This window comes from Clostridium sp. 001, from assembly GCF_019056555.1.
Taxonomy (GTDB): domain Bacteria; phylum Bacillota; class Clostridia; order Clostridiales; family Clostridiaceae; genus Clostridium_B; species Clostridium_B ragsdalei.
In genome coordinates this window covers 2275826-2298764 of record NZ_CP020473.1, presented here as the reverse complement: position 1 = coordinate 2298764, position 22939 = coordinate 2275826, and the positions used below count along the sequence as shown (strand labels likewise).

The 22939-nt window shown below is 30.9% G+C and carries 17 protein-coding genes; 9 read left to right on the top strand and 8 right to left on the bottom strand.

What is annotated here, in order from left to right; translation table 11 throughout:
- Positions 1-98 precede the first annotated feature (98 nt).
- From B5S50_RS10665 to B5S50_RS10640, 6 genes are all read left to right on the top strand, one after another.
- The gene (locus B5S50_RS10665; protein WP_217303733.1) at positions 99-1436 is read left to right on the top strand and encodes a sigma-54-dependent Fis family transcriptional regulator; all 1338 of its coding nucleotides are present in this window, start codon (positions 99-101) and stop codon (positions 1434-1436) included.
- Positions 1437-1588: 152 nt separating this feature from the next.
- A complete protein-coding gene (locus tag B5S50_RS10660; protein WP_217303732.1) occupies positions 1589-2926 on the top strand; it encodes a sigma-54-dependent Fis family transcriptional regulator in 1338 nt (445 codons plus the stop codon).
- A gap of 477 nt (positions 2927-3403) precedes the next feature.
- Complete coding sequence (locus B5S50_RS10655; protein ID WP_217303731.1) at positions 3404-4792, top strand: APC family permease; 1389 nt, start codon at positions 3404-3406, stop codon at positions 4790-4792.
- A 41-nt stretch (positions 4793-4833) separates the two neighbouring features.
- Entirely contained in the window at positions 4834-5931 is a 1098-nt protein-coding gene (aguA, locus tag B5S50_RS10650; RefSeq protein WP_127723716.1) for an agmatine deiminase, read from the top strand.
- Positions 5932-6099: 168 nt separating this feature from the next.
- A complete protein-coding gene (locus B5S50_RS10645) occupies positions 6100-8193 on the top strand; it encodes a methyl-accepting chemotaxis protein (protein ID WP_217303730.1) in 2094 nt (697 codons plus the stop codon).
- 217 nt (positions 8194-8410) lie between these two features.
- Positions 8411-8911, top strand: coding sequence for a hypothetical protein (locus B5S50_RS10640; RefSeq protein ID WP_127723712.1), 501 nt, complete (start codon positions 8411-8413; stop codon positions 8909-8911).
- Between the two features lie 75 nt (positions 8912-8986).
- On the opposite strand, the gene B5S50_RS10635 is transcribed toward B5S50_RS10640, so the two are convergent.
- The 3 genes from B5S50_RS10635 to B5S50_RS10625 all read right to left on the bottom strand — a co-directional run bounded on the left by B5S50_RS10635 (position 8987) and on the right by B5S50_RS10625 (position 11959).
- Complete coding sequence (locus tag B5S50_RS10635; RefSeq protein WP_217303729.1) at positions 8987-9322, bottom strand: cupin domain-containing protein; 336 nt, start codon at positions 9320-9322, stop codon at positions 8987-8989.
- Between the two features lie 210 nt (positions 9323-9532).
- Positions 9533-10837 (bottom strand): M18 family aminopeptidase, encoded by a 1305-nt coding sequence (locus B5S50_RS10630; protein WP_217303728.1) that lies wholly within the window; start codon positions 10835-10837, stop codon positions 9533-9535.
- A gap of 39 nt (positions 10838-10876) precedes the next feature.
- Positions 10877-11959 carry an FAD:protein FMN transferase gene (locus tag B5S50_RS10625; protein ID WP_065076959.1) on the bottom strand — a complete coding sequence of 361 codons (1083 nt, stop codon included), beginning with the start codon at positions 11957-11959 and terminating at the stop codon, positions 10877-10879.
- A 120-nt stretch (positions 11960-12079) separates the two neighbouring features.
- Between B5S50_RS10625 and B5S50_RS10620 the strand changes: the two genes are divergently transcribed.
- Positions 12080-13309, top strand: coding sequence for an Nramp family divalent metal transporter (locus B5S50_RS10620; protein ID WP_065076958.1), 1230 nt, complete (start codon positions 12080-12082; stop codon positions 13307-13309).
- A gap of 65 nt (positions 13310-13374) precedes the next feature.
- On the opposite strand, the gene B5S50_RS10615 is transcribed toward B5S50_RS10620, so the two are convergent.
- The 5 genes from B5S50_RS10615 to B5S50_RS10595 form a co-directional block, all read right to left on the bottom strand.
- Positions 13375-15243 (bottom strand): hypothetical protein, encoded by a 1869-nt coding sequence (locus B5S50_RS10615; RefSeq protein ID WP_217303727.1) that lies wholly within the window; start codon positions 15241-15243, stop codon positions 13375-13377.
- A gap of 14 nt (positions 15244-15257) precedes the next feature.
- Positions 15258-16568 carry a cell wall-binding repeat-containing protein gene (locus tag B5S50_RS10610; protein WP_065076956.1) on the bottom strand — a complete coding sequence of 437 codons (1311 nt, stop codon included), beginning with the start codon at positions 16566-16568 and terminating at the stop codon, positions 15258-15260.
- 235 nt (positions 16569-16803) lie between these two features.
- The gene (gene hydF, locus B5S50_RS10605; RefSeq protein ID WP_065076955.1) at positions 16804-18039 is read right to left on the bottom strand and encodes a [FeFe] hydrogenase H-cluster maturation GTPase HydF; all 1236 of its coding nucleotides are present in this window, start codon (positions 18037-18039) and stop codon (positions 16804-16806) included.
- 19 nt (positions 18040-18058) lie between these two features.
- Entirely contained in the window at positions 18059-19456 is a 1398-nt protein-coding gene (locus B5S50_RS10600; protein WP_065076954.1) for an aspartate ammonia-lyase, read from the bottom strand.
- 160 nt (positions 19457-19616) lie between these two features.
- Complete coding sequence (locus tag B5S50_RS10595; RefSeq protein ID WP_065076953.1) at positions 19617-19910, bottom strand: hypothetical protein; 294 nt, start codon at positions 19908-19910, stop codon at positions 19617-19619.
- A gap of 176 nt (positions 19911-20086) precedes the next feature.
- Between B5S50_RS10595 and B5S50_RS10590 the strand changes: the two genes are divergently transcribed.
- Together B5S50_RS10590 and B5S50_RS10585 are read left to right on the top strand one after the other, a co-directional pair.
- A complete protein-coding gene (locus B5S50_RS10590) occupies positions 20087-21490 on the top strand; it encodes an NAD(P)/FAD-dependent oxidoreductase (RefSeq protein WP_065076952.1) in 1404 nt (467 codons plus the stop codon).
- Between the two features lie 64 nt (positions 21491-21554).
- Positions 21555-22841 (top strand): adenylosuccinate synthase, encoded by a 1287-nt coding sequence (locus B5S50_RS10585; protein ID WP_217303726.1) that lies wholly within the window; start codon positions 21555-21557, stop codon positions 22839-22841.
- Positions 22842-22939: the final 98 nt, after the last annotated feature.

Sequence of the window (22939 nt, the reverse complement as noted above, 5' to 3'; positions counted from 1 at the left end):
ATATATTTATAGGGCTTTTTTATTTGGTATAAATGTTGCTTATAAAAAGTATTATAAGTTTATAAATTAAAAAATTAAGCTAAAAAGGGATGTTGTATATGTTTACTTTAAAATATTATGATGAAAAAAATGCTTTCAATAATAGTATTCTTGATAAATATATCAATATTATGAATATGTATGATAAAGGCGTAATATTTTTTGATTTAATTAAAAATACAGCTTACTTCAATGAAAAATGTAAGAATATTTTTAATACTGATAGTGATATGAGCGAAATTGAAAAGTTTATAAATGGTATAGAAAAAGATTTTTATGAAGATGATAGAGAAAATAAAGAAGTAAATTTGACAGGTTTAGAAACTGATATTACATATACAATTAAACATTTAATAGAAGGAAAAAAAATAAAGTATATTTTATGTACTATTGAGTGGAAGTCCAATAAAAGAAATATGGGAAAAAGTGCCTATATTTCTAAAATCATTGGTGAAAGCGATGTCATGTTAAATCTCAAGGCAAAGGTTAAAATAGTTGGAAGATACGATTCTACCATTCTTTTATTGGGACAGACAGGTACAGGAAAAGAACTGTTTGCAAAAGCTATTCATGATATTTCACCAAGGAGGAATAAGAAGTTTATAGTAGTTAACTGTGGTGCTATACCTGATTCACTTCTTGAGAGTGAACTCTTTGGTTATGAAAGGGGAGCGTTTACAGGTGCAAACTCCAATGGAAAAGTTGGAAAGTTTGAAGAAGCTGATGGAGGAACAATTTTTTTAGATGAAATAGAAAATATGAGCCAGTTTATGCAAAATAAAATATTAAGAGTTATAGAAGATAGAAAAATATGTAAAATAGGTTCAAATAAAGAGGTTGATGTAAATGTTAGGATAATAGGAGCAACAAATATAGAACTTAAAAAGATGGTAGAGGAAGGTAACTTTAGAAAAGATCTATATTATAGACTAAATGTAATATGTTTTAAAATTCCCAGCTTGATAGAAAGAAAGGATGACATTTTTCTCATAAGTGATTATTTGATTAAAAAGTATTGTAAGATATTTAAAAAAGATATAATTGACTTAAGTGCTGAAGTTAAAAAGTTATTTAAAACTCATAAGTGGGATGGTAATGTAAGAGAACTTAGAAATGTAATTGAATATGCAATGAATTTTGAAAATAGCAATTATATAACTGAGGCAAGTTTGCCAAATGAATTTATAGGAGAAAATGAAGTAAAAATAGAGCAAAAAGATATTATATCAATTGAGGAAATGGAAAAAGAAATACTTAGAAAGACGCTGGACTGGTTTGGGTGGGATGAAGCTGGAAAGATTAAAGCTGCAGAAGCTCTTGGAATAAGCAGGTCATCAGTTTACAGAAAAGTTATAAAGTATGGTCTTGAATATAGTGTAAACGATATTTCAAATTGATATGTCAAATTGAGATGAATTTATAATTTAATATAATGAAAAGCCTTATAAATCATATATTTATAGGGCTTTTTTATTTGGTATAAATGTTGCTTATAAAAAGTATTATAAGTTTATAAATTAAAAAATTAAGCTAAAAAGGGATGTTGTATATGTTTACTTTAAAATATTATGATAAAAAAAATACTTTTGATAACAGTATTCTTGATAAGTATATTAATATCATGGATATGTATGATAGAGGCGTAATATTTTTTGACCTAATTAAAAATACAGCTTACTTCAATGAAAAATGTGGAAATATCTTTGATACTTATAGTGATATGAGTAAAATTAAAAAATTTATAGATGGTATAGAAAAGGATTTTTATAAAGATGATGAAAAAAATAAAGAAGTAAAGTTAACTGATATAGAAGACAGTATTACATATACAATTAAACATCTAACAGAAGAAAAAAGAATAAAATATATTTTATGCACTGTTGAAAAGAAAGCAAATGCAGGAAATAGTAAAGAAAGAGAGTATCTTTCTAGAATTATTGGTGAGAGTGATGTTATGCTAAATCTCAAGGAAAAAGTTAAAATAGTTGGAAGATACGATTCTACCATTCTTTTATTAGGACAGACAGGTACAGGAAAAGAACTGTTTGCAAAAGCTATTCATGATATTTCACCAAGGAGGAATAAGAAGTTTATAGTAGTTAACTGTGGTGCTATACCTGATTCACTTCTTGAGAGTGAACTCTTTGGCTATGAAAAGGGAGCCTTTACAGGTGCAAACTCCAATGGAAAAGTTGGAAAGTTTGAAGAAGCTGATGGAGGAACAATTTTTTTAGATGAAATAGAAAATATGAGCCAGTTTATGCAAAATAAAATATTAAGAGCTATAGAAGACAGGAAAATATGCAAAATAGGTTCAAATAAAGAAGTTGGTGTAAACGTTAGGATAATAGGAGCAACAAATATAGAACTTAAAAAGATGGTAGAGGAAGGTAACTTTAGAAAAGATCTATATTATAGACTAAATGTAATATGTTTTAAAATTCCCAGCTTGATAGAAAGAAAAGATGATATTTTTCTTATAAGTGATTATTTAATTGAAAAGTATTGTAAGGTGTTTAGAAAAAATATAATTGGCTTAAGTCCTAAAGTTAAAAAATTATTTAAGATTCATAAGTGGGAGGGGAATGTAAGGGAACTTAGAAATGTAATTGAATATGCAATGAATTTTGAAAACAGCAATTATATAACTGAGGCAAGTTTGCCAAATGAGTTTATAGGAGAAAATGAAGTAAAAATAAAGCCAGAGGGTATTGTGCCAATTGAGGAAATGGAGAAGGAGGTGCTTAGAAAAACACTAGATTGGTTTGGATGGGATGAAGCTGGAAAGATTAGAGTTGCAGAAGCTCTTGGAATAAGCAGGTCATCAGTTTACAGAAAAATTGCTAAATATCACCTCGCCCCCCCCGACATGATTAATATTTCTTGATAAAGATTAGTATGTTATTATATTTAAAATTAGCATGAAAAATATAATAACATACTAATTTTAATTTTTTGTACAGTAAAATACAATTAGATGATATTGTATTTTATATTTAAAGTATATAGTTTTATCATATATTTCAATATGAAATGCATTTTTAATTCCAGAAACCTAGATATAATACGGTGTTTATATATTTTTATGTCACTTTGACATAATTTTTTAAATTAGTATAAAAAAAAAGCCTTGAATTGGCGCGATTCAAGGCTTTTTTTTATTGGCACGAGGATTGCTTAATAAAAATATTGTAAACATTTAAATGTAGTAATATGAAAAATAAAATTTAGGCCCTAAAAATAATCTAAATTATGCTATTTCCGGAATGTAGTGTAATGAATAAAGGTTATATAAAACAATATGTAAACAATTTATAAGAACAAGAAGCGAAGAGAAATTAAAGTAGGAAAGGAGAAATTTAAAATGGATAGTGATAAAAAAAAGTTTAGGATGTTTGATGTCATTTTAACAGTTATATGTGTAGTATTTGTAGCAGAAGCAGCTGCTCCTGTAGCTGCAATTGGAAATCAGCAGTTCTTTTGGTGGATATTACTTATAGTGGCATTTTTATTACCTTATGGATTAATAGCAGTAGAACTTGGTACGACTTATGAGGGACAAGGAGGTATGTATGATTGGGTAAAGAGAGCTTTTGGAAATAGAATGGCATCTAGGACAGCTTGGTATTACTGGCTTAATTTCCCACTATGGATGGCTTCTCTGGCCGTTATGATACCTCAGATTTTACAAATAATTACAGGTGACGCAATACCAACATTGCCAACAATTATAATAGAACTTGCATTTATTTGGATTGTTGTATTTATTAGCTTTTATCCAGTAAGTGATAGTGTATGGATTCTTAATGGAGCAGCAGTTCTAAAAATGCTCTTGGCACTCACACTTGGAGGCCTAGGAATTTATGGCGCTATGACACATGGTGTGGCTAATCCATTTACCCTAAGATCCTTTTTACCAACTTTGGATATGAAGAGTATATCACTTATTTCAGTAATAATATTCAATATGTTGGGATTTGAAGTTGTATGTACTTTTACAGATAGCATGGAAAACCCCAAAAAGCAAATTCCACAGGCAATTATTATCGGTGGTATTGTTATAGCTGCAATTTATATATTTTCAAGTTTTGGTATTAGTGCTGCAATACCTACATCTCAAATTAGCAGAAGCAGTGGAATGATTGATGCTCTTCAGATATTGACAGGCCAAAAAACTGGAATGTTTATTGGAATTATGGCTTTTATATTTATGCTTACATTGTTTGGAAATATGATTTCATGGTCATTAGGTGTTAATAATGTAGTTCAATATGCGGCAGAAGATGGAAATATGCCAAAAGTATTTATTGGAAAAAGTAAAAAAAATGGTATGCCTATAGGAGTATCTATAATGAATGGAATTGTTGCAACTGTTGTTGTTGTAATTGCACCATTTATGCCTAATCAAGATTTATTTTGGAGCTTCTTTGGTTTAAATTTAGTTATGTTTTTGTCAAGCTATGTACCAATGTTTCCAGCTTTCTTAAAGCTTCGTAAAATTGATCCTGATAAGGAAAGACCATTTAAGGTTGGTGGAAGTAATTTTGTTGTTAAGCTAGCAGCATATGCTCCAATGATAATAGCTATAATAGCTATCATCTTGACTGCTGTACCATTATCTGCAGATGATATTGGAGCAAAATTGCCAATTACAGTAGGAGCTGTTATAGGTTATGGATTTGAAGAAATTTTTATAAGAGTGAAAAGAATTAAAAATGAAGAAAATGAAAAACTAGTAAAGCAAAATCAATAATTAACATAAAACATTGATCTAAAATTAGGAGGGTTATAATTATGACAAAAAGAATTGAAGGAACAACACCAAAACAGGATGGATACAGAATGCCTGGAGAATTTGAAAAACATACAAGGACTTGGATGTTATGGCCAGAAAGACCAGATAACTGGAGAGATGGAGCAAAACCTGCACAGAAAGCATACGCTGAAGTAGCAAAAGCTATCAATAAGTTTGAACCAGTTACTATGTGTGTTTCTAAAGAACAATATGCAAATTGCCGTGAGCAGTTACCATCAGAAATTAGAGTAGTTGAAATAGCAAGTAATGATTCTTGGATTCGTGATTGTGGTCCTTCTTTTGTAATTAATGATAAGGGCGAAATTAGAGGATGTGACTGGGAATTCAATGCATGGGGTGGCCTTGTAGATGGACTTTATTTCCCTTGGGACCAAGATGATTTAGTAGCACGTAAGGTATGTGAAATTGAAGGAATTGATACATACAGAACTACAGGTTTTGTATTGGAAGGAGGTTCAATTCATATAGATGGAGAAGGTACAGTAATAACAACTGAAATGTGTTTATTAAGTGAAGGTCGTAACCCTCACATGAGTAAAGAAGAAATAGAGAAAAAGCTTTGCGATTATTTGAATTGTGAAAAAGTAATTTGGGTTAAAGATGGTATTGATCCAGAAGAAACTAATGGACACATTGATGATGTAGCTTGTTTCATACGTCCTGGAGAAGTAGCTTGTATTTATACAGACGATAAGAAAAATCCATTCTACGAAGAGGCACAGGCAGCATACAAGACTTTATGTGAAGCAACAGATGCAAAGGGACGTAAATTAAAGGTTCACAAATTGTGTTTACCAGAAAAACCAGTTACAATTTCAGGTGACTTTGCTATAGATGCCATTGAAGGAACTATGCCAAGAGAAGACGGAGACATTTGTATTGCTTCATATATGAATTTCTTAATTGTAAATGGTGGAGTTATTGTTCCTCAGTATGGAGACGAAAATGATGCATTAGCATTGAAACAGGTTCAAGCTATGTTCCCAGAACGTAAGGCAGTTGGAGTTAATACTCGAGAAGTAGTATATGGTGGAGGAAATATTCACTGCATTACACAACAACAGCCAGCAGTTTAAAATGTATTGAGAGTTTATGATACTACAATCACAAATGTAGAGAAAATGTAAAATAGAATACCTTTTCAAATTGACCCAGTGGAATGATTTAAATTTAAAGTTTCACTGGGTATTAATTTAAAAAAGTACATGAAATGAACTTAGTCCGTTAAGGAGGAAGGTTTCGAGTTGAAGAATAAAATCATAACAAAAATAGTTTCTACTATAGTAGTTTGTTTTATTTTAGTTGCTATTATAGTAGGTGGTGTCAGCGTTATAAAATCAACGCAGGTAATTAAATCGGAAGCAATTGACAAGCTGTTGAATATAGCATCCAGTAAAGGAAATGAGTATTCTATACAACCTGCCAAAATGGAGAACACAGTTAGTGAATTGTCAAAAACAATTCTGCAGAGTATGGATGTTTCAAAGATAAATGATACTAATTATATGAATGAATATGAAAATAATATAGGGCTACTAATGAAAAGCTTAGGTGAGAATAATAAAAATATAGTAGATTTATATATGAATTTTGACCCAGATTTTACAGGAGGACATGAAACTTATGATATAGGATATGAATATGACAATGTGAGAAATCAAGGTAATATTAAATTAAATTTATACACACTTGCAGACTATAAAAAGGGTGATAGTAAGATGTCCTGGTATTATGATCCTATTAAATCAAGGAAAGGACTATGGTCTAAACCCTATGTTGATTCTTTAAGAAACATAAATGTGATATCATATACTGCACCTATATATCTTAATAATGTACTAGTAGGGGTAGTAGGAGCAGATATGTCTTTTGAGAGCCTAAAAAGCTTGATATTAAATACAAGAGTGTATGATACTGGCAGGGCATTTTTGTTAAGCAGTGATTATACTTTTATAGTTGATAAAAGCATAACATCTAAATATAATTTAGGTACTATGAATGGCGGAAAGTATAAAAGTGTAATAAGTAAAATAAAAAATAATAAGTCATCGGTTATTGAAATAAATTTTGAAGGACAAAAAATGTTATTTGCATATTATACCGCATATAATGGACAAATTGTAGGGATTATTGTTCCTAGTAAAGAAGTACTTAAGAGTTTAAATAACACGATATATACAATTTTAGGAGCTATTATAATAGGAATAATATTTTCAACAGTTGCTGCATTATGTATGGGAAAAAGAATATCTAAACCAATAGAAGTGGCAACTGATTTTATTACTAAAATGGCTAAGTTAGACTTAACAAAAAATGATTGTTCTAATTTAAATATTATAATATCTAATAAAAATGAAATAGGTATTATGGGAGACAGTTTGGAGTTACTTAGGAAGGAACTATTAGAAACAGTTCAAACGATAAAGCAACATTCCACAGAAATTGTACAATATTTGGATTGTATGGCTGTGTCTTCATCACAGACAACGTCTTCCATTTCTGTTATTACAAAAACTATTAATGAACTGGCCAAAGGAACTAGAGAACAAGTAGATAAAATACAAAATAGCTTTTCCAAACTAAATTTACTTGCTAGTGATATAGAAAAATCTGTTTTAAGTATTTCTAATCTTGGAAAGTATTCAAAGGAAATGAAAAAAATGCAGGGTGAAGGTTGTGAATCTATTGAAGTACTTAATGAAAATTTGAACAAAAATGATAAGATCTCAAAAAATTTAGGTGATAATATAGATAAGTTATGCAAAAAATCAAATTTGATAGGTGAAATTATGTCTACAATTAATTCTATTGCGGAGCAAACAAATCTTTTAGCTTTAAATGCGTCTATTGAGGCGTCTAGGGCTGGAGAAAGTGGTAAGGGGTTTGCAGTTGTTGCAGATGAAATTAAGAAACTTGCAGATAGTTCTCTTGATGAAACTCATAAAATAGGTAAGATATTGAACGAAATACAAGAAGAAATAGCTTTAAATAAGGATAATATGGATGAAGCTAAAATTACCGGCAGGGAAGTGAATAAGTCAATGGTATTATGCATGAAATCATTTCAATTTATCGGTAAATCAATTTCTGATACTATGCTTCAAATTGAAGACTTAGAATGTACTATTAATGAGGTTAATGAGAGCAAAGATCATTTGATTAGGTCTAATGAAGAAATATCTACAATAATAGAAAAATCATCATCATCAACAGAAGAAGTTGCAGCAATAATGGAGGAGCAAGAATCAGCTGTTGAGAATATAGTTGAATCTATAGAGAAAATAAATACATTGGCAGTAACTTTAGATGGCATAGTTCAGAGGTTTAAAATTGTTTAAAAGATTAAATGTGCAGCTTTACAAAGTTTTCAATGTAAAGCTAGGTTGTAATTTGACAGAGAAAAATTATAGTTTTTAAATATAGAAACATCCACTTGTTTATTGTAGCAATATTTACAGTAAACTAGGGATGTTTTTTTGTGTATAACAAAAAGTAATAAGAAGAAATTAAATAGAACAAACTAGTATATGGACTTATACATGAGAGGTGTTTTGTTTGAAATATAAAAAGAACAAGATAATCCATTTTTTTATATTTGGAAGTATTTATTTAAATGTAGAGATAATTTCTAGAGCATGCTGTGGTGCATTAACAGGTTTTAGTGGTATATGTAAATGGAGTTTATGTGGGTGGACTTCCCTTTGGATGTTTCCTATAGGAGGATTATGTGCTGCATTAATTGGAAGTTTGAATGATAGACCTGAATATTATAACTTAAAAATGTGGCAGCAGGTTATAATGGGAGGTTCTTTAATTTGTATAGTGGAACTACTTACAGGAGTATTTTTTAATTTATATTTGCATTTCAATTTGTGGGACTATTCACAAGAGAAATTTAACTTTATGGGACAAATATGTTTAAAAAACAGTATTTACTGGTATGTATTAAGTATTGTAGTAATATGGTTTGATGATGTTTTATCTTACTATTTTTATGAAGGAGAAAAACCATCCAGCTTATTAAGTTATTTTGTGAAGTTAGTTAAGCTGCAATAAAGGGAAATTTTTGAAGGCTGCTATTGGACTTCAGCAGCCAGACATTTTTTAAAAACTTTTAAGGTATAAAATTATTTAATGTTTTACTACGGTTAAAAGCATTTTAAATTTTTCTACAGCTTTTAATCCATGAGGGATGTCAGAAGGCATTATTATAGTTTCACCTGATTTTAAAATGAAAACATTATCACCTATTGTAATTTCAGCTGTACCATCTAGTATTTGAACCATAGCGTCACCAGAAGTCACATGCGTGCTTATACCTTCACCTTTGTCTAGTGAAAATAAAGTAATATTTGAAGTAGGTATTTGTGCTATAGTTTTGCTTATGACTTGACCTTCTTGGTAAGAGATAAGATCCTTTAAATTAAGCACCTTTGAAAATTCTATATTCTTCATTAAATTATTCATAACTTTACCTCCTAGAAATTCTAATTATAGTATAAACTTGTTTTTGACAAAAATACGTACCATAAGATACCACTATTACTGAAATAGTTAACTATATATTAAATAAGTTATGAACATTTTCTTGAGCACATAAGTAAATTTAAATGTTAAAATAAATTATATAAAAAAGGTTTTTGGAAAATCCAAAAACCTTTTTAGTTGTATAGAATATTATAGCTCATAAAATTTATTAAAGGATTCTAAAGCATACACATAATCTTTTATGCCACCTAATTCTCTTACAGAATGCATGGATAATATAGCCAAGCCCATGTCTAAGGACATCATGTTTATATGACTTGAAGATATTGGACCTATAGTTGAACCTCCTCTTTCATCTGATCGATTCACAAATACTTGAACAGGAACTCCAGCTTCGCAGCATATATTTTTATATATGGCACTGGATACAGCATCTGTAGTATAGCTCTGGCTGGCACTTATTTTTATAATAGGGCCTTTATTTATAATAGGTCTGTTTACAGGATCAGATTTCTCTTGATAATTTGGATGCAGTGCATGACCCAAATCACAGGATATTATAAATGATTTTGATATAGCTCTGTAAAAATCATCTTTGCTTTTACCAAGATTGAAAGCTATTCTTTCTAATATAGACAAAAGCATAGGTGAATTTGCACCTTGCTTTGTGGTGCTCCCTACTTCTTCATTGTCAAAGCAGACCATTACACTTGTAGTATTTTTAATCTTGCTATTTGAAATTGCTTTTATCCCTGAATAAACCATGCTTAAATCATCTAGTCTTCCTGAGGATATAAATTCCTGGTCAGCGCCTATTATGCTGCCTTTTTCAAATTCATATAGGAATAAGTCAAAATCCAATATATCTTCTTCAGGTACTGAAAGTTCTTCACTTATAATTTGAGTAAGGTAATGTCCCTGTTTGAATTTATCATTTACTAGTGCTAAAAGAGGGAGGATATGTTTTTGCCTATTTAGTTCAACACCTGAATTTATATCTCTATTCATATGTATTGCTAAGTTTGGTATTACCATAAGAGGTTTTTTTATGTTTAAAAGTTTTATCTCAGGATGAAAGGAATCTTTGCTTTTTAAAACGACTCTTCCTGCTAACGAAAGAGGTCTATCCATCCATGTATTTAATATTGGGCCTCCGTATACTTCTGTATTTAGCTTTACATAAGCACCTTCTACTTCTATGTCTGAATTTGGCTTTACTCTAAAGCTGGGTGAATCAGTATGAGCTCCTATTATTCTAAACCCATCGTTTTCAAGTTCGCCTTTTCCAACTGTAAAAGCAATAAGGGCAGATTGATTTTTAGTTACAAAATATCTACCTCCCTTTTTTATTTTTAAAGCTTCTCCCTCTTTAATTTCTACAAATCCAAATTTTTTAAGTTCAGATACAGCATTTTTTACTGCATGAAAGGAAGTTGGACTTTCGTAAATATAATTTATAAGTTCTTCAGCCTGTTTAATTTCATAATTTTTCATAATGTCCTCCTTAAAATCTAGATAGATGATTTATCTATGTTAGTTTGCCATTTTAAAATTCTTATTTAAATCAGAAAACTTATCTTTAAACTTTGATGATGTGTAAACCTTATTATCTTTGGTAGTAACCTCGCAAGATATACCAGGTGTTTTGTTTACCAAATTTAAACCTTCCTTAGGGCCTAATTCAAATACAAGTAGAGACATGATGTCGGCTGTGGTATTACTATCAGAGACATTATTGTCAACTATAACAGTTACACTCATAACTCCATTATCTACAGGGTATCCTGTTGCAGGATCAAGTATATGATGATATCTTTTACCATTTTTTATAAAATATCTTTCATAATCACCTGAGGTAGATAGTCCTTCGTTTGATAGTTTAACTATACCTAGCATATCATCGCTTCTAGGATTTTTAATTCCTATTCCCCAAGGGGAATTACTTTCATTTTTACCAACTGCATATATAGAACTTGAGCCTAAGTCTATAAGTCCATTTTTTATATTATATTTTTTGTAAATCTTTAATACTTCATCAGCAGCAAATCCTTTGGCAATTCCGCCTAAATCTAAGGCCATGCCGGGCTGCGTCAGCATAATACTGCTATTTTTTTCATCAATTTTGATCTTATCATATCCGACTAGTGGTAATTTAGATTTAATTTCTGAATCCGATGGTAGTCTTGCTTTGTCGGTACCTATTCCCCATAGGTTTATTATAGGACCTACTGTAATATCCCACTTACCACTACTTATTTTTGAATATTTTTGTGAGAGTTTTATCATTTTAATTATTTCAGGGTTAACCTTTACATAATTTTTGCCTGAAGCGTTGTTAATTTTCATAATATCGCTGTTATTTACAGTAGTACTTGCCATATCATTTAGTTGATACAATTTTTTAACACTTTCATCTACTGCTTTCTGAGCATTAGTCCCATAGGCTTTTAAATCCATTGGCGTATCCATAGTTATTATGTTTTTTTCATAGAGCTGATTATTAGAAGCGTTATTGTAAGAACATGAACTAAGTAGTAAAATGAATGACAAACAAACTATTAGTTTTAAAACATGGAATTTTATCTGTGAATTGTATTTTTGACCATTTCGTAACATTTTACATCACCTCATATGTTATATTATATATGACTCATGTTTGTACATCAACTAAAGGAAAAACGGTATAATTTATGTATATATAAATGTGATGTATATATAAAAATAGGAGAATAAAATATGAAAAAGAAAAATAAATTTTTATTGATATTAAGCATAATTGGTCCTGGATTAATCACTGTAAATGCAGGAAATGATGCAGGTGGTATTACTACTTATGCGACTATTGGAGCATCCTATGGTTACAACATGCTTTGGGGACTGTTATTAATAACATTTAGCTTATCTGTTATACAGGAAATGAATGCTAGAATGGCTGTTGTAACAGGAAAGGGGCTTTCTGATTTAATCAGAGAAAATTTTAGCGTTAAGCTTGCCTTTTTTGCAATGCTAATTTTATTTGTTGCTAATTTTGGTGTTTGTGTAGGTGATTTTGCTGGTATAGCTGCTAGCATGGATATGTTTGGCATAAATAAATATGTTTCGGTTCCTGTAATGGCGTTTGTTGTTTGGTTCCTTATTACAAAAGGTTCTTATTCAAATATAGAAAAGATATTTTTAGCTTTTACACTTGTGTTTTTTTCTTATATAATAACTTGTTTTATAGAAAAACCAGATTGGAATCATGTAATAAGAGCAACTTTTACTCCTACTTTAAAATTTGACAGTGGATTTATTTTGTCATTTATAGGAATGATAGGTACTACAATTACTCCGTATATGCAGTTTTATCTTCAATCTTCTGTAGTAGATAAGGGACTACAAATAAAAGACTATAAATATGAAAAATTGGATGTATATTTAGGTTCCGTTTGGGGAAATTTGGTTGCATTTTTTATAATAATATGTACTGCTGTTACCTTATACAAAGCAGGAGTAAAAATAGATAGCGCCAGCCAAGCTGCACAGGCACTTAAGCCGCTAGCAGGAAACTATGCGTCCATCCTCTTTGGAGTTGGGCTTTTTGGAGCATCTGTGCTTGCATGTATGGTTATTCCATTGTCTACTTCATATGCAATATGTGAATGCTTTGGACTTGAAAGCGGATTAGACCATAAGTATAAGGAATCGCCTGCTTTTTATGGTATTTTTACTTTTATGATAATATTTAGTTCAATAATAGTATTGATACCTAATGTATCATTAGTAGGGGTTATGCTTGTTACCCAACAGCTTGCAGGAATTTTATGTCCTATTATATTAATATTTATGGTATTACTTACTAATAATAAAGAACTTATGGGTGAATATGTTAACAATGGATTACAAAATATTATCATATGGGTAACTGTAATATTTATAATTGTTCTTTCAGTAATTCTTTTTGTTTCACCGTTTATTAAAATCTAAGAAACTAAAGGAGCTAAATTAAAATTCTTAATTTAGCTCCTTTAATAATTTAAATGATATTTGAATTAATTTTGGTTTAATTTAGTGTCATTAGATAGATCTTTAGTATTTTTAAGTGTATCCTCATTATTTGCTTTACTTAAATTGTCTGCAGAGGAGTTATCTTTATTGTCAGTATTATTGGTGGTATTTGTATTTAAATTATTGTTTGAAGTTGTATCCTGAGTATTTAAAGAAGAGTTATCTTTAGGTACTGTATATATAATATTATTTATGTTGTAAGTTCCCTCTAAAGTTGTAAGTGGTTTAGTAAAAGTACCTTCTGCTTCTGTTTGACCTTCTTTTAAATCATTAAGATAAGCCATACCTACAAAATCATCACCTTTATATACAAGAACAATTACTTTGTTTCCAAAAACTGTATTTTTGGCAAAAGGATCAGTAAAGTGAACTTTTATACCTTCCTTAGTCAATTTTTCTATAGTGAAGTAAGGTTTAATTTCTATTGGATTAGAAACATAATCATCCATAGTGTTTCCTGCATCATCAGTTATATTTTTAGCTACTAGTTTCCATTTACCTTCAGTTAATGTAGTAACAGGATTTATTAGAAATGAACCAAAATCTCTAAATCTAGTGATTCCTTCATTCTGTGGATCAAAATCATACTTAAAAGGGATTTGATTTAGTCTAAATGCAATTTTATCACCATTGTCCTCACCTTTAGCACCAGTTTTAAGTATGTCACCCATTAATGAATATTTTCCTTCGATTGTTACAGGATTACCATCTTTATCAAGTATGTTGTTTCCCTTATCATCAACTTTATAGTATTTAGCTGAGAATATTGGAAGACCATATTTGTTATCTTTAAGTTGTTGTTGACTAGGGGTCAGAGGATTGTATCCACTTTCTATTTCGGGAAGGGTTCCGCCTGATTTTTCTAAAGAATCTGCCATTTCTTGTGTAAATATTTGAACAGGCTCATTAAATACAAGTCTTGTATTTCCAGCAGTCTGGAAACCATTTTCACCGATATAAGTATATATAGGTTTTTGATATATTACCTTTGGTTTTTGAGTATCTTTTGCAAGATTTATGCTGCGTTTTGCAGTTAACTCGGTTGAACCATCTGCATTTGTGAGTTTGTTTCCATTTGCATCCTCTAGGTTTTCTGCTGTGAGTTTTAATCCATTTACTCTAGCATCGTAATAATTTATGCCAGTTTCTTCAGTATTTAAAATTCTTGTCCAATCTTCTGTAAGTTCTATGTATAGACTGTTTACATTTCCTTTATTTTTTACAACGAAACCTGATACAGGTTTCCCCCCATGTACATTTGCAAGAGCTGTAGGTTTATTAGAGCCATCCAAATTAATGATAATTTCTCCAAGTTTATCAGTTCCGTAGGGATCTTTTTTAGTGTTGTCTGGAACTATGATTTTTAAAGTCCCTTTACTTCCGTTTATATTTTGATTAAAATTTACTACAAATTGTTCTATAGATTCATTGTCAGCATCTTTATCATGTGAGTAATCTCCATCTTGATACCAATCAAATGAAAAATTATGGTTTTTGTAAATACTTGAATCTTCACCATTTACTTTTAAGATATCATTTGAAATAGTGTCTAGAGGTGTACCATTTTTTAAATTTGTAAAACTTTCTATATCCTTTCCTGTGTACCATTTTCCATTGTATTTATAGTAAACTCCATTTTTATTGTCTACTGTTTTTGATGACTCTACAAAAGTATTTAGATTATAAACTGAATTATTAGCACTGTCTAGTTTAAATAAGCTTTTTCCAAGTACTAGAGAATTATCTTGTATATTAGGTAATTGATCAATGCTTTCTGCTAGTGCACAATTTCCTGCTCCTAAAATCATTATTGTTGATAGTGCCAATGAATACATAAATTTTTTTCTTATCATTTTTATACCTCCAATTATTTTATTCCACTAAAGTTAATATATTTTCCATCCTTTGAAATTTGAAATTTGGATCTATCAGTGTCATCTCCAAAGAAAATAGATAGAGGTTTTGTTATTCCATCTCCATCTTCGTCACTAGCTATTACTGTTCCATCATACAGTAATTTATATCCTTTTAGCATTTCTGAACCGTTGTTTGAGGTTACTTCTAGGTCATAAGTAAATGCGCCTGGAAATGACTGTTTCATAGATACAGTATAGGAGGATTCATTAGAATTAGAAGAACTACTTGAACCTCCTGAACTTTCAGAAGTGTTATTTTCTTTAGAAGGAGAGCTATTTATATTAACTAAAGTATCTACTAGATTTGCAGATACAATTTTTTCTCCACCAAGTGCAATTATAATGCTTTCTTTAGTAACTTTGGATTTTATAAGATTCAAAGTATCTTTATTTATATCAGTGTTAACTAACACCACTGGGTTACAATTCTTTGCAGCTAATGCAGAACTTGATAGAGCATCGGCAAATTGGTCTATTCCATTATGCTGTGCAGCAGTTAAGTATATGTTGTTAAAATTTATAGAGTCTTGAAATCTGTTCAATATTTTTTCGTTACTTTCATAACGATCTTTTCCATATATTCTCTCAGGGTTTGAAACAATTTTTTCTATATCTTTTGAAACACAAGCTTCTCCTCCAATTATGTAAGTTTTAGTAACAGAATTACTTTTTACATAATTTTGTATACCGTTATTGTTTTGATCTGCTAACAATATAGGCATATTTTTATTTGCAGCTATAGAGCTTATTGATAGTGCATCTGACGGAACTTTACCTGAAACTAATACAATATTATTACTTTTTCCGACTTTTTCTGCAATGATTTTTGAAGTTTCATATCTATCAGTTCCACCTAATCTATCAATTTTTTTCAAATTAGGTACAGAGGATTTTATTTCATCTTCAACTTTGCTATTTATAACTCCTTTTCCACCTATAATAGTGACGCTATCAGGATTTAATCTTTTTAATTCTTGTTTTATATTTTGATTTAGACTATCTTTATTGTTAAGTAAAATAGGTGCATCATATTTTTTAGCTAGTGGTACAGCACAAAGTGCATCGGGGAAATTTTCTCCATTGCATATAATCACATTGGAAGAAATTTTCCAACCTTCCTTACTTATCAGTGCAGAAGTTTCATATCGGTCGTTTCCGAAAATTCTTTTTTGATTTAATGTATATGAAGATTCCGCAAAAACAGTTGATGTAGAAAGTAGTATTGTTGACATTATTAAGCCTATAATTTTTTTTGAATTCAATTAGATCCCCCCTCGTAGCATTTCTTGATTTAGTTAAAGTTTAATTATGATAGAAATTTAACATAATAAAGCCTCCTTACAATATAATGATAATATATTTCATATGAGATTGATTATCATTCACGTTCATACTTTAACATAGATATGATGTGTAGTCAATATAAAGTGAAAAGCAGTTGACTGAAATATTATTTTAGCCAACTGCTTTTTACTTTATAATTATATCTCTTGTAATTTAATTTTCATCGTCCCATGCCATTTTAGCTAGTGGAAATGGTTTTAAAGCTCTATCTAGTATACCTTGGACATATGCAATAAGTATGCCATAGTTTACAATAGGGACATTAAGTTCTTTTGCAGTATTTATTCTATAAAGCATTGCGGCTCTATTTAACATGCAAGCACCGCAGTGAACTACTAAGGCATATTTCTTTATTTCTTCTGTAAAAGAAACACCAGATGAAAATTCAAAATCTATTTTTTTACCGGTAATTTGTCGTATCCATCTAGGAATTTTTACTTTACCTATATCATCAGATTGTCTATGGTGAGTGCAGCCTTCTGCAATAAGTACTTTGTCTCCATCTTTTAATTTTTTTACAGCTTTTACTCCTTTTATAAGTTCTACTAGGTCTCCTTTGCATCTTGCAAAGAGTATGGAAAAGGAAGTCATCAATATATCTTTTGGGGTATCTGCTGCTACTTTTAAAAATGCTTGGGAATCTGTAACTACTATTTTAGGTTTTTTCCCTAGGTTTTGTAAGGTTTCTCTAAGTTCAAATTCTTTAGTTACCACTGCAGTAGCATCACTTTCCAGTATATCTCTTATGGTTTGCTGCTGAGGGAGAATAAGTCTTCCTTTAGGAGCTGCTTTATCTATTGGAGTTACAAGAACCACAAAGTCTCCAGGGTTTATTAAATCACCAATTACTTTAAATTTATCTTCACTTTGAGGTTGTGCAGCTATTATTTGATTTTTTAACTCAAGTATACCTTTTCTTTTAAGTGCAGATACTTTTACAATTGGTATTTTGAGTTCTTTTCTCATATGTTCTACATCTAAATCTTTTATATCAGCAGCATCGATTTTGTTTAAGACTCCTATAAGGGGAATTTTTTTATTTTTAATTTGATTTATTATAGACTCGTCATAATCTGTAATTCCAACAGTTGAATCTATTACAATTATTGATATGTCAGTTTTATTTAAAACGCTTAATGTTTTTTCTTTTCTAAGTTCGCCGAGTTCGCCTTCATCATCAAGGCCTGCGGTATCTATTATTACACAGGGACCTATGGGAAGTATCTCCATAGATTTATAGACTGGATCTGTAGTAGTACCCCTTACGTCTGATACGATGGCTATATCTTGGCCTGTTAAAGCGTTTATAATACTTGATTTGCCAGCATTCCTTTTGCCAAAGAGTGCTATATGTGTTCTTACTGAGCGAGGTGTTTCATTTAAACTCATAAGTAATCTCCTCCAATATTTATTTGCCAGGTATACCTGGTTTTGTCAGCTGATATGGATTTATTATTTCATCTATTTTTTCCTTAGGCAGTATTTTTTCTTCATATAGAATTTCTCTTATAGTTTTATGATTTTTCAAGGCTTTCTTTGCAAGCTCACTAGCCTTATCATAACCTATGTAATGTACTAATGCAGTTACCAGTGCTGTGGAATTTTCAAGATTTTTTTTACAATTTTCTTCATTTACTTTGATTCCGCTAATGCACTTTTCCCTAAATAGTGTAACTGTTCTTTCTAAAAGTTCTAGGGATTCAAGTAGACATTCTGCAATGAGTGGAGTGAATGCATTTAACTCCAATTGACCTGAACTGCTGGCCATAGTAATTGCTGTGTCGTTTGATATTACTCTCATACTTACCTGTGCTACCATTTCAGCTATGACTGGATTGACTTTTCCCGGCATGATGGTTGAACCTGCTTGTACCTTTGGAAGAATGATTTCTCCTATTCCTCCCCGGGGTCCCGAATTTAAAAGCCTTAAATCATTTGAAATTTTTAAAAGATTGCAGGCTAGGGACTTTAAAAGTCCTGAGACCTCAACAAATACATCACAATTTTGAGTAACATCCATAGGATAATCGGAACGGGCAATTCCAAGGCCGGTTAAGTCTTGAAGTACATCTGTTATCTTATATATAAATTTATTAGTTGCATTAAGACCTGTACCTATAGCGGTACCGCCTATGTTGATTTCCCTGAGTCTTTCTTCTACTTTATATATTCTCCATCTATCTCGAGATATTGCTTTGGCGTAAGCACCAAAACCTTGTCCTACCATCATGGGAAGCGCATCCATTAGTTGGGTTCTACCTAATTTCAATATATCTGAAAAATCGTTTTCTTTAACTTGAAGCTCTTCCTGAAGATCAGACAGACAACTGCTTAACTTTCTTATGCGGCGTATAGCTGCAATTCTAAGAGCAGTAGGATAAACATCATTTGTAGATTGAGACATATTTACATCATTTAAAGGATGTACTAATGAGTAATCTCCCTTTTTACCACCTAGTAGCTCTATAGCTCTGTTTGCTATGACTTCATTTACATTCATATTTGTGGATGTGCCGGCTCCACCTTGAAATGCACTTAACTTAAATTGATCGTCAAATTTGCCACCGATAACTTCTTCACTAGCTTTAATTATGGCATCAGCTTTTTCAATTTTAAGTTCTCTTAAATCTTTATTGACTAGGGCAGCTGCTTTTTTTATGAGTGCAATTTCTTTAACTAAATTTAAATTAACGGTTTTGCCCTGTAAATTAAAATTTTCTAAAGCTCTTTCGGTATTAATACCAAAATAGGAAGAGGTTTCAATTTCCTTTTCTCCAAGTAAATCTTTTTCTACTCTAAAGTTCACATTTTATCCCCCTTAAGTTAATAACTAAAATTTAACTTATTAATATTTTATAACAAAAAAGCTAAAAATAAAATAGAATGCAATTTTGAAGAGAAATATAAAAATAAGCACTTAAATTTAATTAAGTACTTATTTTCAAGAGGTATAGAAGTATTAAGGTTTACCAATCCCAGTCATCAAAATCTAGTGGAAATACAATTGGGAATATGAATGGAGAATATGGCATTCTGTGTCTACGTCTGCGTCTTCTTCTTCTCCTTCTTCCACGTTGTCTGTATAGATCATCTCCTGATTCAGTAAAATCGTCCTCTTCATCCATCATTTCTGGATTGTAGGGGCAGTTATATACAGGGCAGTAATAAGCAGGAGAAGAAGCATAAGTATCTTTATCAGTACGATCATAATACTGGGTATTTTCTTCTTTATCATTTGAGTTATTTTGATTGGTATTCATTTAATGCCTCCATAAAATTTATTATATTATCATAGTATGATGAAAGGAAAAATTTGTTACAGAAAATTTCACTATGGAGTTTTACGAATTTTATTATTATTTTAATAGAAATTATTCGTGATTTTCTGTTGACTGTAACATACAATTTTGATACCATATTGTAGGAGGGATGCTACTTGAAAGAAAAATATGATGTAATAATAGTTGGAGCTGGTCCTGCGGGAATATTTACTGCTTTAGAAATTACAAAGCTTAACAAGAATCTAAGTGTACTTATAATTGATAAAGGCAGAAATATAGAGGATAGAAAGTGTCCGGCTAGGATAAATGGAAAGTGTGTAAATTGCAATCCATGTGGTATCACTTCTGGCTGGTCAGGTGCAGGAGCTTTTTCTGATGGAAAGCTTTCTTTAAGCCCAGAAGTCGGAGGTAGAATTTTAGAGTATTTTTCAGAAGATGAATGTAAAAAATTAATAAAATATTGTGATGATATATATTTAAATTTTGGAGCTAACAAGGTTGTATATGGATTAAACAATGAAAATATAGATAAGATAAAGTATGAAGCAAGCAAATATAATATTCGTCTTATACAGTGTCCTGTTAGGCATCTGGGAACAGAGTTAGCCTATGAAGTACTGAAAAAAATGTATTACCATCTTTTGGATAACACAAATACTGAATTTAATGAACTTACTACAGTAGATGAGATATTAGTAGAAGGTGATAGCGTAATTGGAGTTTGTGTGGAAAACAAGGATGGTAAGAAAAAGGTTTTAGCACATCATGTAGTAGTTGCTCCAGGCAGGGGTGGTGCAGAATGGTTTTCAAATCAATCCCAAAAGTTAAAGTTAAAAACTACAAATAATGCTGTAGACATAGGTGTTCGGGTTGAGGTACCAAATTCAATAATGGACCACTTGACTAAAGACTTATATGAAGCAAAACTTGTATATTATTCTGATACTTTTGATAATAAGGTTAGAACTTTTTGCATGAATCCAGGTGGGGTAGTATCAGAAGAGCACTATGATGGTACCATAGCAGTTGTAAATGGGCATAGTTATGAAGAAAAAGAATTGAGAACAGAAAATACAAACTTTGCAATGCTCGTTTCTACATCTTTTACAGAGCCCTTCAACCAACCTATAACTTATGGTAAGTATATTGCAAAGCTTGGAAATATGCTTACTGGAAATGGCATAATGGTACAAAGACTGGGTGATTTATTAAATGGAAGAAGAACTGATTATTCAAGACTTAAAAAATCCACTACTATTCCAACTTTGAAATCAGCAGTGCCTGGAGATTTAAGTTATGTTTTACCTCAGAGATATCTTACATCCATAGTTGAGGCACTAAAAGCTTTTAACAATGTAGCACCAGGACTTTATAGCAAAAATACACTTTTATATGGCGTGGAGGTAAAATTCTATTCTAGTAAATGTGACACAAATGATAAGTTTGAAACTTCTATAAAGAATCTATATGCCATAGGAGATGGTGCAGGTATTACAAGAGGGCTTATGCAGGCCTCAGTAACAGGTGTAGTAGTTGGAAGAGATATAGTTAGCAAATAATTGTAAATTATTATATATTATTTTGAAAGATTTGGGTTATACAAAAAAAGGGGAGGAAATTCTCATGTCAGCATTTATTGTTTTAGGATCCCAATGGGGTGATGAAGGAAAAGGAAAGATGACAGATTATCTTGCAAAAGGGGCAGATGTTGTTGTCAGATTTCAAGGTGGAAATAATGCAGGTCATACAGTTGAAGTAGGTGATAAGCAATACAAACTTCATCTTGTACCATCTGGAATATTGTATAAAGATAAGGTGAATGTAATAGGAAATGGAGTAGTGCTTGATCCAAAAGCATTATTTGAAGAAATGGATTATTTAAAAGACCTAGGAGTAGACATATCACCTGAGAATTTAATAATAAGTGATAGAGCCCAGCTTATTATGCCTTACCATAAGGTATTAGACGGTATAAAAGAGAGGGCAAGAGGTAAAAAAGATATAGGAACTACAGGAAAAGGAATTGGACCGTGCTATACGGATAAAATGGAAAGAAGCGGCATAAGAGTTTGTGATCTTATGCACCAGAATATATTTGAAGAAAATCTAAAAGAAAATTTAAAAATAAAGAATGACATAATAACTAAGGTTTATGGAGAAAAGGCTCTTGACTTTGATACTATATACAATGAATATATTGATTATGCAAAGAAATTAGCTCCTTATGTTAAAGATATATCTGTAGAAGTATATAATAGTATAAAAGGTGGAAAAAAAGTATTATTTGAAGGTGCACAGGGTACTTTGCTGGATATAGATTATGGAACTTATCCTTATGTTACATCTTCAAGCACTATTGCTGGTGGAGTATGTATTGGTTCAGGAATAGGACCTACTATGATAACAGGAGCAGTAGGTATTGCAAAGGCGTATACTACAAGAGTAGGAAAAGGACCTTTCCCTACAGAGCTTTTTGACAAGACAGGAGAATGGATTAGGGAAAATGGTCATGAATATGGAGTTACTACAGGAAGAGCTAGAAGATGCGGATGGCTAGATCTAGTAATACTTAAGACTAGCAGCAGAGTTTCTGGACTTACAAGCTTTGCTATTACAAAAATAGATACTTTAGCAGGACTTGAAAAGGTAAAAGCATGCGTAGGATATAAATTTAATGGAAAAATTATAGACTATGTACCTGCAAGTTTAGAAGATTTAGCTAAATGCGAACCTGTATATGAAGAATTTGAAGGTTGGGGCAGAGAAATAGAAAATGCCAAAACTTATGACGAGTTACCACAGAATGCTAAAAAGTATTTAAGTAGAATAGAAGAATTTACTGGAACAAAGGTATCTATAGTATCTGTTGGACCAAGAAGAGATCAGACAATAGATGTAAGTGAAATATAAAATTAAAGTTATCACCCTTAAATAAATTTATTAAATTAAGTTTATTTAAGGGTGAATTTTTTATCTTTAGCAATTTTATTCTACAGAAAAAATGGAAA

Bases quoted from the DNA above. Each gene is read 5' to 3' on its own strand.
- B5S50_RS10660 (WP_217303732.1), top strand. From the start codon at position 1,589: ATGTTTACTTTAAAATATTATGATAAAAAAAATACTTTTGATAACAGT.
- B5S50_RS10635 (WP_217303729.1), bottom strand. From the start codon at position 9,322: ATGAATAATTTAATGAAGAATATAGAATTTTCAAAGGTGCTTAATTTA.
- B5S50_RS10665 (WP_217303733.1), top strand. From the start codon at position 99: ATGTTTACTTTAAAATATTATGATGAAAAAAATGCTTTCAATAATAGT.
- B5S50_RS10630 (WP_217303728.1), bottom strand. From the start codon at position 10,837: ATGAAAAATTATGAAATTAAACAGGCTGAAGAACTTATAAATTATATT.
- aguA (WP_127723716.1), top strand. From the start codon at position 4,834: ATGACAAAAAGAATTGAAGGAACAACACCAAAACAGGATGGATACAGA.
- B5S50_RS10595 (WP_065076953.1), bottom strand. From the start codon at position 19,910: ATGAATACCAATCAAAATAACTCAAATGATAAAGAAGAAAATACCCAG.
- B5S50_RS10620 (WP_065076958.1), top strand. From the start codon at position 12,080: ATGAAAAAGAAAAATAAATTTTTATTGATATTAAGCATAATTGGTCCT.
- B5S50_RS10625 (WP_065076959.1), bottom strand. From the start codon at position 11,959: ATGTTACGAAATGGTCAAAAATACAATTCACAGATAAAATTCCATGTT.
- B5S50_RS10615 (WP_217303727.1), bottom strand. From the start codon at position 15,243: ATGATAAGAAAAAAATTTATGTATTCATTGGCACTATCAACAATAATG.
- B5S50_RS10655 (WP_217303731.1), top strand. From the start codon at position 3,404: ATGGATAGTGATAAAAAAAAGTTTAGGATGTTTGATGTCATTTTAACA.
- hydF (WP_065076955.1), bottom strand. From the start codon at position 18,039: ATGAGTTTAAATGAAACACCTCGCTCAGTAAGAACACATATAGCACTC.
- B5S50_RS10585 (WP_217303726.1), top strand. From the start codon at position 21,555: ATGTCAGCATTTATTGTTTTAGGATCCCAATGGGGTGATGAAGGAAAA.